Annotated in this window: 12 protein-coding genes; 2 read left to right on the forward strand and 10 right to left on the reverse strand. The window is 60.0% G+C overall.

The window, feature by feature from the left end:
- Positions 1 to 47: 47 nt before the first annotated feature.
- The 5 genes from BLQ41_RS07390 to BLQ41_RS07410 all read right to left on the reverse strand — a co-directional run bounded on the left by BLQ41_RS07390 (position 48) and on the right by BLQ41_RS07410 (position 7,066).
- The gene (locus BLQ41_RS07390; RefSeq protein ID WP_090178949.1) at positions 48 to 2,474 is read right to left on the reverse strand and encodes a TonB-dependent siderophore receptor; all 2,427 of its coding nucleotides are present in this window, start codon (positions 2,472 to 2,474) and stop codon (positions 48 to 50) included.
- A 220-nt stretch (positions 2,475 to 2,694) separates the two neighbouring features.
- Positions 2,695 to 3,666 carry a FecR domain-containing protein gene (locus tag BLQ41_RS07395; protein ID WP_090178953.1) on the reverse strand — a complete coding sequence of 324 codons (972 nt, stop codon included), beginning with the start codon at positions 3,664 to 3,666 and terminating at the stop codon, positions 2,695 to 2,697.
- Positions 3,663 to 4,181 (reverse strand): RNA polymerase sigma factor, encoded by a 519-nt coding sequence (locus BLQ41_RS07400; protein ID WP_090178956.1) that lies wholly within the window; start codon positions 4,179 to 4,181, stop codon positions 3,663 to 3,665. The genes BLQ41_RS07395 and BLQ41_RS07400 overlap by 4 nt, the downstream gene beginning before the upstream one ends.
- Before the next feature lie 246 nt (positions 4,182 to 4,427).
- Positions 4,428 to 5,135: a 3'-5' exonuclease gene (locus BLQ41_RS07405; RefSeq protein ID WP_090178959.1), complete on the reverse strand. Its 708-nt coding sequence runs from the start codon at positions 5,133 to 5,135 to the stop codon at positions 4,428 to 4,430.
- Positions 5,132 to 7,066, reverse strand: coding sequence for a putative nucleotidyltransferase substrate binding domain-containing protein (locus tag BLQ41_RS07410; RefSeq protein ID WP_090178961.1), 1,935 nt, complete (start codon positions 7,064 to 7,066; stop codon positions 5,132 to 5,134). Before BLQ41_RS07410 ends, BLQ41_RS07405 begins: the two co-directional genes overlap by 4 nt.
- A 261-nt stretch (positions 7,067 to 7,327) precedes the next feature.
- Between BLQ41_RS07410 and BLQ41_RS07415 the strand changes: the two genes are divergently transcribed.
- On the forward strand, positions 7,328 to 7,792 hold the full coding sequence (locus BLQ41_RS07415; RefSeq protein ID WP_090178964.1) for a response regulator: 465 nt from the start codon (positions 7,328 to 7,330) through the stop codon (positions 7,790 to 7,792).
- A gap of 58 nt (positions 7,793 to 7,850) precedes the next feature.
- On the opposite strand, the gene BLQ41_RS07420 is transcribed toward BLQ41_RS07415, so the two are convergent.
- Positions 7,851 to 10,028, reverse strand: a complete 2,178-nt coding sequence (locus BLQ41_RS07420) for a malate synthase G (RefSeq protein WP_090178968.1) — start codon at positions 10,026 to 10,028, stop codon at positions 7,851 to 7,853.
- A 500-nt stretch (positions 10,029 to 10,528) separates the two neighbouring features.
- Between BLQ41_RS07420 and BLQ41_RS07425 the strand changes: the two genes are divergently transcribed.
- Positions 10,529 to 11,047: a glycine cleavage system protein R gene (locus BLQ41_RS07425; protein WP_090178971.1), complete on the forward strand. Its 519-nt coding sequence runs from the start codon at positions 10,529 to 10,531 to the stop codon at positions 11,045 to 11,047.
- Positions 11,048 to 11,262: 215 nt separating this feature from the next.
- On the opposite strand, the gene rarD is transcribed toward BLQ41_RS07425, so the two are convergent.
- The 4 genes from rarD to BLQ41_RS07445 all read right to left on the reverse strand — a co-directional run bounded on the left by rarD (position 11,263) and on the right by BLQ41_RS07445 (position 16,378).
- Positions 11,263 to 12,150, reverse strand: coding sequence for an EamA family transporter RarD (gene rarD / locus BLQ41_RS07430; RefSeq protein WP_090178976.1), 888 nt, complete (start codon positions 12,148 to 12,150; stop codon positions 11,263 to 11,265).
- Positions 12,151 to 12,341: 191 nt separating this feature from the next.
- Complete coding sequence (locus BLQ41_RS07435; protein WP_090178979.1) at positions 12,342 to 13,316, reverse strand: serine/threonine protein kinase; 975 nt, start codon at positions 13,314 to 13,316, stop codon at positions 12,342 to 12,344.
- Positions 13,317 to 13,512: 196 nt separating this feature from the next.
- Positions 13,513 to 15,414 carry a PhoX family protein gene (locus BLQ41_RS07440; protein ID WP_090178982.1) on the reverse strand — a complete coding sequence of 634 codons (1,902 nt, stop codon included), beginning with the start codon at positions 15,412 to 15,414 and terminating at the stop codon, positions 13,513 to 13,515.
- 199 nt (positions 15,415 to 15,613) lie between these two features.
- Positions 15,614 to 16,378: a TOBE domain-containing protein gene (locus tag BLQ41_RS07445; protein ID WP_090178985.1), complete on the reverse strand. Its 765-nt coding sequence runs from the start codon at positions 16,376 to 16,378 to the stop codon at positions 15,614 to 15,616.
- Positions 16,379 to 16,386: the final 8 nt, after the last annotated feature.

Here is a 16,386-nt window from a genome sequence, read left to right on the forward strand (position 1 = left end):
GCCGTCCCTGTCGGACGGCTCGGTCTTGGGCGTGACAATTCAGGCCATTACCACTTGTAAGTCGCACTGGCGACGACACTGCGCTGGTCGCCGTAGTAGCAGTAGAAGCTGTCACAGGTGGAGATGTAGTCCTTGTCCAACAGGTTGGTCGCGTTGAGGGCCAGCGATGCGCCTTTGAGGCTGTTGTCCAGACGACCGAGGTCGTAATGAACCGCGGCGTCGAACACGGTGTAGGCGTCGGCCTTGCCCAGAAAGGTATTGGCCTGGTCGCCATACGTGTTGCCGGTATAGCGGGCGCCGGCACCGAGGCCGAAGCCGTCGAGCACGCCGTTGTGCCAGGTGTAATCGGCCCACAGCGACGCTTGCTGGTTAGGTATCAGTTGCAGGCGATTGCCCTTGAAATCACCTTTTTGTACTTCGGACTTGGCCAGGGTGTAGGCAGCGATGATTTTCAGGTTGTCGGTGACATCGGACACCGCTTCCAGCTCCAGGCCCTTGACCTTCACTTCGCCGGTCTGGCTGGTGATCGGCGTGGCGCCGACGGTGGTGGTGACGGAAACGTTTTTCTGGGTCAGGTCATACACCGCTGCGGTGAGCAGGGTTTTGCTGCCCGGTGGCTGGTATTTCACGCCCAGCTCCCACTGCTTGCCTTCGGTTGGCTTGAACGATTCGGTGGCCGAGGCCAGGGCGCCAGTGGTTGGCTGGAACGATTCGGCGTAGGACAGGTACGGCACGAAGCCCGAGTCAAACACATAGCTGATCGCCGCGTTGCCGCTGAAGGCCTTGTCGCGCTCGGTGTTGGTGGCGTCGCCCTTGTTGAAGAATTTTGTGCCAGTGTGCACCCAGTCCTCACGGCCGCCGAGGGTCAGGCGCCATTGATCGAGGGCCATCTGGTCCTGTACGTACACGCCCGTCTGGTGAGTTTTTTGGTCGTAGTCGTAGAACGCGGAGGAGCGCGGCGGACGAACGATGGGCTGGCCATAGATCGGGTTGTTGACGTTGGTGGTCAGCCCGTCACCGAAAATCGAGGTGTAGTTGGTGTTGCTGCGCTGGTGGTCGAGACCGAGCAGCAGGGTGTGGCGCACATCGCCGGTTGCGAAGTCAGCCTGGAAGTTGTTATCCACGGCGAACTGGCTGATGTCTTCGTCGACGCTGGTGCTGGTGCGCCCGACGTTTCCTTGGTTATCCACCTGCGTAAACGGGTAAGAGCCGACCGTGAATGCCTGGAACGACAGGTCCGATTTGGTGTAACGCAGGTTTTGCCTGAATTGCCAGACATCGTTCAGGCGATGCTCAAACGCGTAACCCAGCGCGTAGTAGGTCCGGTCGTAGAATTCCCAATCCGGATCACCCAGGTTCTTGTGATGGGAAACCTTGCCAAACGGCATGTCGATTTTGGTGCCCTGTACCGGCAGGAACTGGCTGGTGATGCCGGTATCGTCGCGGGTGAATTGCGTGAGCAGGGTGAACGAGGTGTCGTCGTCGATGTTCCAGGTCAGGCTTGGCGCAATGTTGTAGCGCTTGTTGTCGACGTGGTCGATCTGCGTGCCGCTGTCGCGCAGCACACCGCTCAGGCTGTAGAGAAACTGGCCTGCGTCGTCGATCTTGCCGGTGTTGGCGAAGTTGATCTGGCGCTGGTTGTCGCTGCCGTATTGCAGCTCGATCTCGTGGCTGTCTTGCGCGGTGGGACGGCGACTGACCATGTCCAGCAGGCCGCCCGGCGGGGTCTGGCCGTACACCGATGAAGCCGGGCCGCGCAGCAGGGCGAGACGCTCGAGGTTCCAGGTTTCCTGTTTCGGGTTGGCATACACGCCTTTGGGCAGAGGCAAGCCGTCCAGGAACTGGGTCGGTTCGAAACCGCGCACGCGCAACCAGTCGGCGCGGGTGTCACTGCCATAGCTGCTGGCGACGATGCCGGGCATGTAGCGCACGGCGTCATCGAGGTTCTGCACGTTGCGATCGTCCATCTGCTGGCGGGTGGCAATCGAAATCGAGCGCGGCGCTTCGACCAGCGCGGTGTCGGTTTTGGTGCCGGCGGCGGTGCGGGTCGCCAGGTAACCGTCCACCGGCCCCCAGGCGCTCTCGGTGTATTCGACGCCGATGACGGCGGTTTCCGGCAGGGCCAGCACGCCCTCGGGAATGGCGACCAGACTGTAGGTGCCAGCGCTGCTTTGTTCCAGTTGCAGACCGCTGCCACGCAAGGCTTCACGTAGCGCGCCGGCTGCGTCGAACTGACCCTTCACCGGTGCCGAGGTCTTGCCTGCTGCCAACGATGGATTCAACGACAGCGCGAGGCCGGCCTGGCTGGCGATCTGATTCAGAGTGCTGGCCAACGGCGCGGCCGGTAGGTCGTAGGCGCGGACGCTGGACGCCTGTTCAGCGGCAATCAGCGGGCTGCTGGCCAGAGGGGCACAAAGGGCAATGGCGACGGCCAGCAGGCTGGGACGCAACAGGGTGTCGAGCGAACGGGACATACGGCGGCTCCTGAATGGAAATATTTCTCAATTGCCTAGGTGCCGCACGAGATTCCAAAAGTGATAGGGCTGGATGAAAATAATTTCTATTCCGGCGCCGTTGTAGGAGCTGTCGAGTGAAACGAGGCTGCGATCTTTTGGCTTTGATTTTTTAGAAACAAGATCAAAAGATCGCAGCCTCGTTTCACTCGACAGCTCCTACACAGCTCCTACACGGCTCTTACGGGTTGGTGTGAGCCTTCGCCACCGTCACCCACCACGGCGTGTGCTGTTCGATCTGCACCGGCAAGGTCGGCAGCAGCGCGTTCAGGGCCTTGTCGGTGTCGTGCAGCGGGAAGCTGCCGGTGATTCGCAGGTCGGCGATTTCTGGCGCAACGCCAAGATGCCCGTGTCGATAACGAGCGAGTTCATGCACCAGATCTTCCAGTCGCGCGTTGTCCACCACCAGCATGCCGCGGGTCCAGGCATCGGCGCCGAGGTTGAGCGCGGTGATCGGTCCCAGGCCATTGCCGCACATCAGCACTTGCTGGCCTTCACGCAGAATCTGCTCTTCGGGACTTGATTGCGGATGCGCGGCCACCGCTGACTGCAACACGCTCAGGCGCGTGCCGTCGTCTTCGCGTCGGACCAGGAAGCGGGTGCCGAGTGCGCGCAGGCTGCCTTCGCGGGTCTCGACGATAAATGGCCGGGCATCGCCATGGCCGGTCTCGATGAGAATTTCCCCTTCCTGAAGGATGATCAGCCGCCGCTTTTCATCGAAGCGCACGTCGATGGCGCTGTGGGTGTTGAGGTTGATCAGCGTGCCGTCAGTCAGGCGCAGGGTGCGTTGCTCGCCGGTGGCGGTGCGTTGGTCGGCCAGCCAGTAGTCGATGGGCAGATAACGATCACCGGCGAACAGCGCCAATCCGATCACCGCAACCAGGCTGGCCACGCCGCTGCCCAGTTTGCGCACCCGGCGGCGAATGCTTTCGCGCGACTGCAACAATGCCGTGCGGGCCGGGCCGCTGGCGACGCTGAAACGCTGGTCGAGCATGCCCAATTGGCGCCAGGCACGAGCATGTTCTTCGTGGGCCGCGTGCCATTTGGCGAACTCTTCGCGCTCCACCGGGTTGCCGGAATCGAGGGACAACTGCCAGGCAATCGCCGCGTCCAGAACGTGCGCGGACACCGGTTTGGAACTGACCGGACTCATACCGGCTCACCGTACAAGGCGATGTAGCACTGACGAATGCCTTGGGCCAGGTATTGGCGAACCCGAGGCACCGACACGCCCAGGCGTTCGGCGATATCGGCATGGCCAAGGCCGTCAAGGCGGTTAAACAGAAACGCTGCCCGCGCCTTGCTCGACAGTTTGCCGAGCAGGCGGTCGATGTTTTTCAGGTCTTCGAGAATCAGCAACTGTTCTTCCACCGACGGTTGTTCGTCTTCGGGGATCAGCATCAATTCGGTGAGGTAGGCCTGCTCCAGCGCGGCGCGGCGGAAATAGTCGAACAGCAAGCCTTTGGCGATCGCCACCAGAAACGCCCGCGGTTCACGGGGTTCCTTCAGCTCATCGCGGCCCAACAAGCGCACGAAGGTGTCCTGACTCAGGTCTTCTGCCCGCTGCGGGCAGGCCACGTTGCGTCTTAGCCAGGCCAACAGCCAACCGCGATGGTCGCGATATAACGCACCAACGAGCTCACTCTGAGGGCTTTGGAATGACGACACGCAGCATCACCGATTGGGAAGTATTAACTAACGAGAATTATTCGCGATTGTGGTAGAGGCGGGGGAGGTAAGCAATTGGCCACTGGTCAGGTCAGGCGGGATAAGCCCGTAGGATTTGTGCAGGAGCTGTGTAGGAGCTGTCGAGTGAAACGAGGCTGCGATCTTTTGACTTTGTTTTTTAAAAGACAAGATCAAAAGATCGCAGCCTCGTTTCTCTCGACAGCTCCTACCGGGGGAGATGGGATATCAGAAGGAAGGCGCGCGCTGCCTGCGTTTCCACTGATTCACCCGCTGCTGCAAATTCAGCGGACTGTGAATCTGCTGCTGCCGTGCGCGGCTGAACAAAATCAGCGCCAGCTCGGCGGTGGCCAGTGCATCGGCGCTGGCGTTGTGGCGTTCGAAGACTTCAAGCTTGAACCAGTCGATCCAGTCATCCAGCCCGGCGTCGCGAATGTGCGCCTGAGGACACAGCATCGGTGCGATGTCCGCCACATCCAGAAACGAATGTTGCAACTTGTAGCCCAGATGGTCTTTGAGCGCGCGCCCGAGCATGTGCTGATCGAACGGTGCATGAAACGCCAGCAGCGGACTGTCACCGACGAACTCCATGAATTCGAGCAGCGCCTGCGCCGGATCGCTGCCGGCGGCAATCGCGCTGGGCCCCAGACCATGAATCAATACGCTGGGGGCCAGTTTCAGGTCGGCGCATTGCAGCGTGCGTTCGAACTGCTGGCTGAAATCAATCGCCCCGTCCTCAATCACCACCGCACCGATGGAAAGCACTCGATCCTTATTCAGGTTCAACCCGGTGGTTTCCAGATCCAGCACCACCCAGCGTTGCTCGCGCAGGCTGCATTCACTTAGCTCCGGGGCCGAAGGCAACCGTTGCAGACGTTGCTGGAGTTCTCCGGGAAGGCTTGGACCCGCCGGACGCAGCCATGAAAACAGGCTCATAGCTGATACCGCAGAGCCAGGCTGCTTTGCAGGCGTTGAGCCTGGCGCAGGGATTCACGCAGGATCCGCCGATCCAGATGATTGAGGCTGTCCGGGTCGACCCGGTTGGAGTAGGGCAAGTTCTCCCGGGTTTGCAGCTGATGCTGTTGCATGCGGGTTTGCTGGATGAAGTGATAGGCCTCTTCATAGGCCGCGCCGTCCAGTCGTTCGATGACTTCCTTGGCGACCAACTGGCGAAAACGTTCCAGGGTATTGTTCGCCTCGATACCGTGGGCCAATGCCAGCAGTCGGGCGGCATCAACGAAGGGCGTCAGCCCCTGGACTTTCAAATCCAGCGTGGCTTTCTCGCCATTCTTGCGCGCCAGCACAAACTCGCGGAAACGTCCTACCGGCGGCCGGTTGCGTAACGCATTCTCGGCCATCATCCGCTGGAACAATCGATTGTCGCCGACCTGATCGAGAATCCCTTTGCGCAATTGCTCGCAGCCTTGCTCATCGCCCCAGACCACGCGCAGGTCGAAATAGATGCTCGATCCCAGCAGGTTCTCCGGTGTCGCCTCGCGGATAAAGGCTGCAAAACGCCGCGCCCATTCAGCACGGGACAAACACAATTCGGGGTTGCCGGCCATGATGTTGCCTTTGCACAGCGTGAAGCCGCACAGCGCCAGGCTTTGGTTGATCTGCTGGGCGATGGGCAGCAACTGGCCACGAATCTCCGCCGCGTGAGCCGCGTCCCGGGCTTCGAACAGGATGCCGTTGTCCTGGTCTGTATGTAGCGTCTGTTCGCGACGACCTTCACTGCCAAAGCACAGCCAACTGAATGGCACGCCCGGGTCACCTTTTTCGGCGAGGGTCAGTTCGATCACTCGGCACACGGTATGGTCGTTGAGCAGGGTGATGATGTGAGTGATCTGAGTCGACGACGCGCCGTGCGCCAGCATGCGCTCGACCAGTTGGCCGATCTCGCCGCGCAGCGCCACCAGGTTTTCCACCTTTTGGGCACTACGAATGGTCCGCGCCAAATGCACGAGGTCCACCCGTTGCAGGGAAAACAGATCCCGCTCGGACACCACGCCGCACAGACGATGGTCCTTCACCAGGCAGACATGGGCGATGTGCCGTTCGGTCATGGCGATTGCTGCATCGAAGGCGCTGTGGTCCGGGGTCAGAAAAAACGGCGCCGGGGTCATGTGACGCTCGATGGCCTCGTTGAAATCATTGAGACCTTCGGCCACCACATGACGCAGGTCGCGCAAGGTGAAAATGCCCAGCGGCGCTTTATGCTCGTCCACGATTACGATGCTGCCAACCTGCTGCTCATGCATCAGGGTCACGGCTTCACGCAACGGCGTGGCGCAACTGCAGGTGACCGGGTGACGCATGGCTAACTCGCCCAGGCGCGTGTTCAGCGAGTATTGAGTGCCGAGGGTTTCCACGGCCTTTTGCTGGACTTGCTGGTTGACCTGATCGAGCAGGCTGCTGACGCCGCGCAGGGCAAAGTCGCGGAAGGTGTTGGACAGTGCGAACAGCTTGATGAACGCCAGCTTGTTCAACTGCAGGCAAAAGGTGTCTTCGGCGGCCAGGTGTTCGGTGCGGGTCGCACGTTCACCCAGCAGTGCCGCAAGGGGGAAGCACTCGCCGGTGGTGATTTCAAACGTGGTCTCGGTGCCACCCTTGGCCGTGTGCGGGCGTTCACCGACGACCCGACCTTGCTTGACGATGTAGAAATGCTCAACCGGCCCATCGGCGGGTTTGATGATGCTTTCGCCCGGAGCATAAAAACGTAGCTGACATTGTTCAACCAGGTACGCCAGGTGAGCGTGTTCCATTTGATTGAAGGGCGGGAAGCGCTGGAGAAATTGCAAGGTGCCCTGGATGTTCTGCAACACCGCAGTTTTCCCCGCCTGGGTGAAGGCGTCCGCTTTACTCATAACCTATTACCGCAGTCTTTTTTTGAATTGTTGTGGTCGGGTGACTCCGTCATGGTCGACCCCTGTGCGCAGAGTGCCCATTGGACGTAAGTCTAGGTAGGCAGTGCGGGTGTCGGAAGTTAGGAAATGTCTGACGCAAATGCGGGAAAAACCCCCTACATTGGCTATAGGAAAAGTTTCCGACGAAGTGCACATTGAAGGTCTGCTTAGCGATGTCTGACGATTGTGCTAGGGGATTGAATTAAAACCGTAGAGAAAGCCATGTCCGACCACGATATTTTGAGTGACGCCGAGCGCGAGGCGCTGAGTGCAGTCATGCTCGAACCCGATTTGCCGCCACAACGAGTGCTGATCGTCGATGACGATAAGGACGCGCGGGAGTTGCTTTCGGAGATTCTCGGACTGGATGGCATCCGCTGCTTGACCGCTGCCAGTGGCGAAACCGCCCTCAAGATGTTGAGCGAGAAACCAGCGATTGGCCTGGTCATCACTGACCTGCGCATGGGGCATATCGATGGGCTGGACCTGATCCGCCAGGTTCGTGAATCGGTTCGGGCGGCCATGCCGTTTATCATCGTTTCCGGTGACGCCGACGTAAAAGACGCGATCGCCGCGATGCATTTGAGCGTGGTCGACTTCCTGCTCAAACCTGTCGATACCGGCAAGCTGTTGGCGCTGGTCAAGCATGAGTTGGGGTTAGGAATGGATGTGCCGGACCCGATTTGAAACAAAAAGGCCCTGATCTCTCGATCAGGGCCTTTTTTTGTCCGGCGTCAGCGTTCAGTTACAGGCCATTGGCAGCCTTGAACTCGCGACGACGACGGTGCAGAACCGGCTCGGTGTAGCCGTTCGGCTGTTTGGTGCCCTCAACCACCAGTTCGACCGCTGCCTGGAAGGCAATGTTGCTGTCGAAGTTCGGTGCCAGTGGACGGTACAGCGCGTCATTGGCGTTCTGACGGTCAACCACTGGCGCCATGCGCTTGAGGCTTTCCATCACTTGCGCTTCGGTGACGATACCGTGACGCAGCCAGTTGGCGATGTGCTGGCTGGAAATACGCAGCGTCGCACGGTCTTCCATCAGGCCGACGTCGTTGATGTCCGGCACTTTCGAGCAACCCACGCCCTGATCGATCCAGCGCACCACGTAACCGAGAATGCCCTGGGCGTTGTTGTCCAGTTCGTTCTTGATCTGCTCTGGCGTCCAGTTCGGGTTGGCGGCCAGCGGGATGGTCAGGATGTCGTCCACCGAAGCACGCGCACGTTTGGCCAGTTCGGCCTGACGCGCGAACACGTCGACCTTGTGGTAATGCAGCGCGTGCAGCGCGGCGGCGGTTGGCGATGGAACCCAGGCGGTGTTGGCGCCGGCCAGCGGGTGAGCGATTTTCTGTTCGAGCATCGCCGCCATCAGGTCGGGCATTGCCCACATGCCTTTACCGATCTGGGCGCGACCTTGCAGGCCGGTGCTCAAGCCAATATCGACGTTCCAGTTCTCGTAGGCACCGATCCACTTCTCGGCCTTCATGTCGGCCTTGCGCACCATCGGGCCGGCTTCCATGGAGGTGTGGATTTCATCGCCCGTGCGGTCGAGGAAACCGGTGTTGATGAACACCACGCGCTCGCTCGCTGCCTTGATGCACGCCTTGAGGTTGACCGTGGTGCGGCGCTCCTCGTCCATGATCCCGACTTTCAGTGTGTTGCGTGGCAGGCCCAGAACTTCTTCGATGCGACCGAACAGCTCGTTGGTGAACGCGGCTTCTTCCGGACCATGCATCTTCGGTTTGACGATGTAGACCGAGCCGGTACGGCTGTTCTTGCGCGAGCTGTTGCCATTGAGGCTGTGAATCGCCGCCAGGCTGGTGATCAGGCCGTCGAGAATGCCTTCCGGCACTTCGTTGCCGTCTTTATCGAGAATCGCGTCGATGGTCATCAGGTGACCGACGTTGCGCACGAACAGCAGCGAACGACCGTGCAGGCTCAGTTCCTTGCCGTCGACACCGGTGTAGGTGCGGTCGGCGTTCATGGTGCGAGTAAAGGTCTGGCCGCCCTTGGAGACTTCTTCCGCCAGGTCGCCCTTCATCAGGCCGAGCCAGTTGCGGTAGATCACCACTTTGTCATCGGCATCGACAGCGGCAACAGAGTCTTCGCAGTCCATGATGGTGGTCAGCGCGGCTTCCATCAGGATGTCTTTGACGCCGGCAGCGTCGGTCTGGCCGACCGGGGTGCTGGCATCAATCTGGATTTCGAAGTGCAGGCCGTTGTTTTTCAGCAGGATTGCAGTCGGTGTCGAGGCCTCGCCGTGGAAACCGATCAGTTGGGCATCGTCGCGCAGGCCGCTGTTGCTGCCGCCTTTAAGGGCGACCACCAGTTTGCCGTCAACGATCTTGTAGCCGGTGGAGTCGACATGAGAGCCGGCCGCCAAGGGCGCCGCTTCGTCGAGGAAGGCGCGGGCGAAGGCGATAACCTTGTCGCCACGGACCTTGTTGTAGCCTTTGCCTTTTTCCGCGCCGTCGGCTTCGCTGATGGCGTCGGTGCCGTAGAGCGCGTCGTACAGCGAACCCCAGCGGGCGTTCGAGGCATTGAGTGCGAAACGGGCATTCATGACTGGCACCACGAGTTGCGGGCCGGCCATACGGGCGATTTCGTCATCGACGTTTTGCGTCGTGACCTGGAAATCGGCCGCTTCTGGCAGCAGATAACCGATGTCTTGCAGGAAGGCTTTATAGGCCACGGCATCGTGCGCCTGACCGGCACGCGCTTGGTGCCAGCCATCGATACGAGCCTGGATATCATCGCGTTTGGCGAGTAGGGCTTTGTTCTTCGGTGCCAGGTCATGAATGACCTTGTCGGCACCGGCCCAGAACTTATCGGCGGTGAGGCCGGTACCGGGAATGGCTTCGTTGTTCACGAAGTCGAACAGGACTTTGGCGACCTGCAGGCCACCGACTTGAACGTGTTCAGTCATTGCTTGCCTCACTCTGCTCAGCTATTTCGCTTTTCAGCTCTTCAAATTAACAATGAAGCCTCGGGCTATTTAAACCACAAACCCCTTCCACCAGTACATGCCATTTCGGGCGGCTGGGATGGAACCGATCAACGGCGTTGAGGCCTTGCTGATAGGGCTTTCAGGGATGCGACTGTGCCTGTGGCAGACATCGATCCAACGTTATGTAGTGCGCGCTGCGGCATACTACATGATGAATTGCGGTTGTGAAAATTAGACTAATTACGTCGTTCTGCGACCCCATGACGCATTGCAGTCACGCCGGGACACGGGATGTTCTCAAAAAACTATCGGATTGTTCCAGTTAAATATAAAAACTTGTACACGATTTGTGGTTTTCACTTCAGGCCGCGGTGCCCTCAATCGCGGGCAAGTCAAAGGTGTCAGTCGATCCAGCACAGAATCAGCCCTTGCCTATACTTGGTCATCTATAACAAAAGTCATGACTAGAGGGCTGCGCCATGGACCACCTCGTACTCACTGTTTTCGCTCCGGACAAGCCTGGGCAGGTCGAGCGCATTGCCCAATGCATTGCCGAGCACGGCGGCAACTGGCTGGAGAGCCGCATGTCGCGCATGGCCGGCCAGTTCGCCGGGATTCTCCGCGTGGGCGTGCCGGCTGAGGCTTACGATGAATTGGTCGACGCCCTGAAGGCGTTATCCGCCCAAGGCATTCGCGTACTGATCGCCGAAAGCAGCATCGAGCAATCCTGCACCTGGAAACCGATCGCCATGGAACTGGTGGGCAATGATCGTCCGGGGATCGTCCGCGACATTACGCGCCTATTGAGCGAGCAGGGGGTGAACCTGGAGCGTCTGGTGACGGAAGTCCGTCCGGCGCCGATGAGCAGCGAGCCGCTGTTCCACGCCGAAGCGATTCTTGCGGTGCCGCTGACCTTGTCTCTGGACGTGTTGCAGTCGCGTCTGGAAACCCTGGCCGACGATTTGATGGTGGAATTGGTACTGCGCAGCGAAGCTTGAGCAGGTTATCCAAGTTATACGTGCACCTGCCTGTGGATAACCTGTAGAGACAGCCCGCCAGGCCACGCCAATCGGGCTTCTTCGCAAGTTGATCAAAAAACCAGCAGTTTCAACGAGTTGCACACAAACGCCGGGGATCACGTTGTGGATAACCTTGGGAAGGAATGATGCAGGCCACGGAAGACGTGGCCTGCAGGGGTTTGTACGTTTTCTGATCAGCGGCGGCGACGCATGCTGATCACTGTATCGATGCTGTAAATCGCCAGGCCGGCCCAGATAAAGATGAACGCCAGCAAGGTGCTCGGCGACATTTGTTCACCGAACAGCAAGACGGCCTGCAGCAGCACCAATGTCGGCGCCAGATACTGGAGAAATCCCAGCGTGGTGTAGGGAAGATGACGTGCCGCCGCGTTGAAACACACCAGTGGCACCAGCGTCACGGGGCCTGCCGCCACCAGCCACCAGGCTTGGGAGGTGGTCCAGAACTCAGGCTGCGCGCTGATAGCTGTCCGATTGAACAGCAGCCAGGCGATGGCAATCGGCACCAGCATCCAGGTTTCCACCACCAGCCCCGGCAACGCCTTGACCGGTGCTTGCTTGCGGATCAATCCGTAGAAACCAAAGGTCAGCGCCAACACCAGTGACACCCAAGGCAGACTGCCGACCTGCCACACCTGCTGCGCCACGCCAATGGCGGCGAGTGCTACCGCCACCCACTGCATGCGCCGCAGCCGTTCGCCGAGAATCAACATCCCCAGCAGCACGTTCACCAGCGGGTTGATGTAGTAACCGAGGCTGGCTTCGAGCATCCGTCCATTGTTCACCGACCAGACGTAAGTCAGCCAGTTGGCGGCGATCAGCGTACCGCTCAGGGCCAGGATCGCCAGGCGTTTCGGGTTCTCGCGTAGCTCGCGCCACCAGCCGGGGTGTTTCCAGACCATCAGCAACAAGGTGCCGAACAGTGCGGACCAGAGCACGCGGTGGATGATGATTTCTACGGCCGGCACCGAGGCGATGGCTTTGAAGTAGATCGGGAAAAGTCCCCAGATGATGTAGGCACTCAGGCCCAGGATGTACCCGCGACGCGGGTTGGCAGCTTGCATGCAGAATCCTTGCTTAGGCAGCTAACAAAGGGGGGATTGTAAGGAGATTTGTCGGCGAATGTCCTGCCTGAACAGGTTGGATAATTGTGAGCACAATACCTGTAGGAGTGAGCCTGCTCGCGATAACGTCGAGTCAGTCGACATCGATGTTGATTGATCAACTGCTATCGCGAGCAGGGGTTCAGGGTGAATTAGAAGAGTTTAAGTGGCTCTTCATTCAGTGCAGCGAGTTGCTCGCGCAACGCCAACACCTGATCGCCCCAATACCGTTCACTGCCGAACCACGGGAAACTGTGCGGGAACGCCGGGTCATCCCAGCGGCGTGCGAGCCAGGCGCTGTAGTGCATCAGGCGCAACGCCCGCAGCGGCTCGATCAGCGCCAATTCGCGCGGATCGAAGTCATGAAACTCGTTGTAGCCGTCCATCAATTCCGACAGCTGACCGAGACATTCCTGACGATCGCCCGCCAGCATCATCCAGATGTCCTGTACCGCCGGGCCCATGCGGCAATCGTCGAGGTCGACGATGTGGAACATCTCGTCGCGGCACATCATGTTGCCGGGGTGGCAATCGCCGTGCATGCGGATGTTCTGATGCGGCGTGGCCTTGTAGACCTCTTCGACTCGCTTGAGCAGGTCGCGGGCCACGGACTCGTAGGCCGGCAGCAGGCTTTTTGGGATGAAATTGCCTTCGAGCAAGGTGGTCAGCGAATCATGACCGAAGTTTTTTACGCCCAGCGCTTCACGGTGCTCGAACGGTTTGATCGCACCGACAGCGTGCAGTCGCCCAAGCAATTGGCCCAGGCGATACAGCTGATCGAGGTTGCCCGGCTCTGGCGCACGACCGCCACGGCGAGGGAACAGGGTGAAGCGAAAACCGGCGTGTTCGTGCAGGCTGGCACCGTTGTGAATCATCGGCGCAACCACCGGCACATCGCACTCGGCGAGCTCAAAGGTGAACTGGTGCTCTTCGAGAATCGCTTCGTTGGTCCAGCGTTGCGGACGGTAAAACTTGGCGATCAGCGGCTCGGAGTCTTCGATGCCGACTTGATAGACGCGGTTCTCATAGCTATTGAGCGCCAGGATGCGCGCGTCGCTGAGAAAGCCGATGCTTTCGACGGCATCGAGCACGAGGTCTGGGGTGAGGGTTGCAAACGGGTGGGCCATGCTGACTCCTGCGCGCAGCAGGCTGCCGCGTCCGGCCAAGCATGGTAGCGCAGACGGGGCTTCTTTAGGGGGATCGTTCCCACGCTCTGCGTGGGAATGCCTCCCCGGACGCTCCGCGTCCACTTCTGGGACGCGGAGCGTCCCTGGCTGCATTCCCACGCAGAGCGTGGGAACGATCATGAGGTATGAGGGCCTGTCAGGCGCCGACGACCCCGCCATCTTCACGCGTAATCGCCATCACCGACGACCGCGGCTTGCCGTTAGGCAAATGCTCAGGGAATGTCGATCCACCGTTTTCCCCCGGATGCTGAATCCCGACAAACAGCGTTTTCTGATCCGGCGAAAAACTGATCCCGGTGACCTCGCAACCAATCGGCCCGACCATGAAGCGGCGGATTTCTCCGGTCACCGGGTCGGCACACAGCATCTGGTTGTTGCCCATGCCGGCAAAGTCACCGGCATTGCTCGAATCGCCATCGGTGAGAATCCACAAACGCCCGGCTTTGTCGAAGCCCAGACCGTCCGGGCTGTTGAACATGTTTTGCGGCGTGATGTTTGACGAACCGCCCTTCGGCGTACCCGCGTGGACGCCCGGGTTGCCGGCGACCACAAACAGGTCCCAGGCAAAGCTCTTCGAGCCGTGATCGTCCCGGTCAGTGCGCCAGCGCAGAATCTGCCCGTAAACGTTTTTCTCACGAGGGTTCGGCCCGCCCACCGGTTGGCCGTCCTCGCCGCGTTTGGCGTTGTTGGTCAGCGTGCAATAGACCTGGCCATCCTTGGGGCTGACGACGATCCATTCCGGGCGGTCCATGCGCGTGGCTTTCACCACGCTGGCAGCGAGGCGCGCGTGAATCAGTACTTGGGCCTGATCGGCAAAGCCACTGCTGGCGTCGATGCCGTTTTTGCCGTGGCTCAGTTCAATCCACTCGCCCTGGCCTTTCGGGTGGTCGGCGTTGCCGTCGCCCGCGTCGAAGCGCGCCACGTACAAGGTGCCGTGGTCCAGCAGGTCGCGGTTGGCTTTGGGATTTTTGTGGTTGATCTTGTCGCGGCTGACGAATTTGTAGATGAACTCGCCACGTTCGTCATCGCCCATGTACACCACGGCGCGGCCGTCATGGGTTTCGGCCAGGGCCGCGTTTTCATGTTTGAAGCGACCCAGGGCGGTGCGTTTGACCGGGGTGGATTGTGGATCGAACGGGTCGATTTCCACGACCCAGCCGTGACGGTTGAGCTCGTTGGGGTTTTTCGCCAGGTCGAAGCGTTCGTCGTGTGGGTGCCAGTTGATCTCTTTGCTGGCAGCCACGGCGCCGTAGCGCTTTTGCGCGGCGTCGAATTTTTGCTCGGCATTGCTGCTGCCGAAGCAGTCGGTGAAGTTCTCTTCGCAAGTCAGGTAAGTGCCCCACGGCGTCTTGCCGTTGGCGCAGTTCTGGAATGTGCCCAGGACATTCTTGCCCTGAGGGTCGGCGCTGGTTTTAAGCAGCTCGTGGCCAGCGGCCGGGCCGCTGAGGCTGATCGGCGCGTTGCCATGTATGCGTCGGTTGAAGCGCGAGCCCTGGACGAATTGCCATTGACCGTTCTTGCGCTGCACTTCGATCACCGACACGCCTTCGCAGGCCAGCGCCTTGCGCACTTCTTCGGCCGATTGCGGCATGCCGCCGTGCGGGTAGAGGTAGCGGTAGTTGGTGTATTCGTTGTTGATCGCCATTAGCGCCCGATTTTTATCATCGGGAAACTCGAACAGGCTCATGCCGTCGTTGTTGTCGCCGAACTGGACTTCCTGCTGCTCGGCGGTGCCGTTGCCGCTGGGGTCGAACGCCGGACCGTTTTTCTGTAGCGGCTGGCCCCAACTGATCAGCACCGAAGACTTGTAACCCGGTGGCAGGCTGATGGCGTCGCTAGTGGCGGCGGGGATGCTGTCAAAGCCCAGCAGTTTGCTTGTGCCAGCGCTGACGCTCGCGGCCAGTACGCTACGGCTCAGCAGGTTGCCACCCAAAAACATGGCTGCACCGCAGAGGGCGCCGGCGCTGATGAAGCCGCGACGGCTGAGGCCGACCATTTTTTCGAGGTCGGTGGACTGGTCTTCTTCTAATAGGCTCACATCAGGCTCCCTGCTGGTTTTTGCAGCCACCTTAAAGAGCCTTAATGAAGCTTTTGTTGCAGCGCTCGTCGCGAACTCTGTAGGAGCTGTCGAGTGAAACGAGGCTGCGATCTTTTGACTTTGTTTTTTGCAGGCAAGATCAAAAGATCGCAGCCTCGTTTCACTCGGCAGCTCCTACAGGGGTTGCGAGACGCCTGGGTTACAGCGGCGTGCCGAGCAACACGTTGGAGGGCGCGAACTGCACCAGCACTGGCTTGTCAGGGGCCAGCCCCAGTGCTCTCAAGTGATGTGGTGCCGCCAGCGCGCAGAGTGTCTGGCCATTGGGCAGGCCGATGCGCACTTCGCTGGGGCCGTCCTGGGCATCGAGAATGGCTTCAATGGTGCCGTGCAGAATATTGTTGCCAGGTGTTGCCGGGTGATCATTAGCCAGCAACTCCAGCCATCCTGCCTTGATCAATGCGACGACTTCGGTGCCGGTTTCCAGTTCCAGACGCACCGTGCTGTCGTGTGTGATCTGCGCATCGAGGGTCAAGCCTTCGGCCAGTTCAAGACGGATTCGATCGTTGTGCCCCTGGCTTTCAATCGCCAGGACTTTGCCATGCAACTGATTGCGCGCGCTGGTCCTGAGCATCAGCCGACCGAGCAGGTCCAGATCGCTGGCCTCTTCGGCGGCTTCCAGCACCTGAGCCTGCAAGGCTTGGAGCTTTTGATACAGGCGCAATACGCGCTCACCTTCGCTGGAAAGTCTGGCACCACCGCCGCCCTTGCCACCGACGCTGCGCTCCACCAGCGGTTTTTGCGCGAGGTTGTTCAGCTCGTCGATGGCATCCCACGCAGCCTTGTAACTCAGCCCGGCGCTTTTCGCCGCGCGGGTGATCGAACCCTGTTCGGCAATGTGTTGCAGCAACGCGATGCGCTGGGGACGGCGGACAATGTGCTGGGACAACAACGTAGGCAGGGACATGGTGAGGT

The sequence above is a fragment of the Pseudomonas arsenicoxydans genome, assembly GCF_900103875.1.
GTDB lineage: Bacteria > Pseudomonadota > Gammaproteobacteria > Pseudomonadales > Pseudomonadaceae > Aquipseudomonas > Aquipseudomonas arsenicoxydans.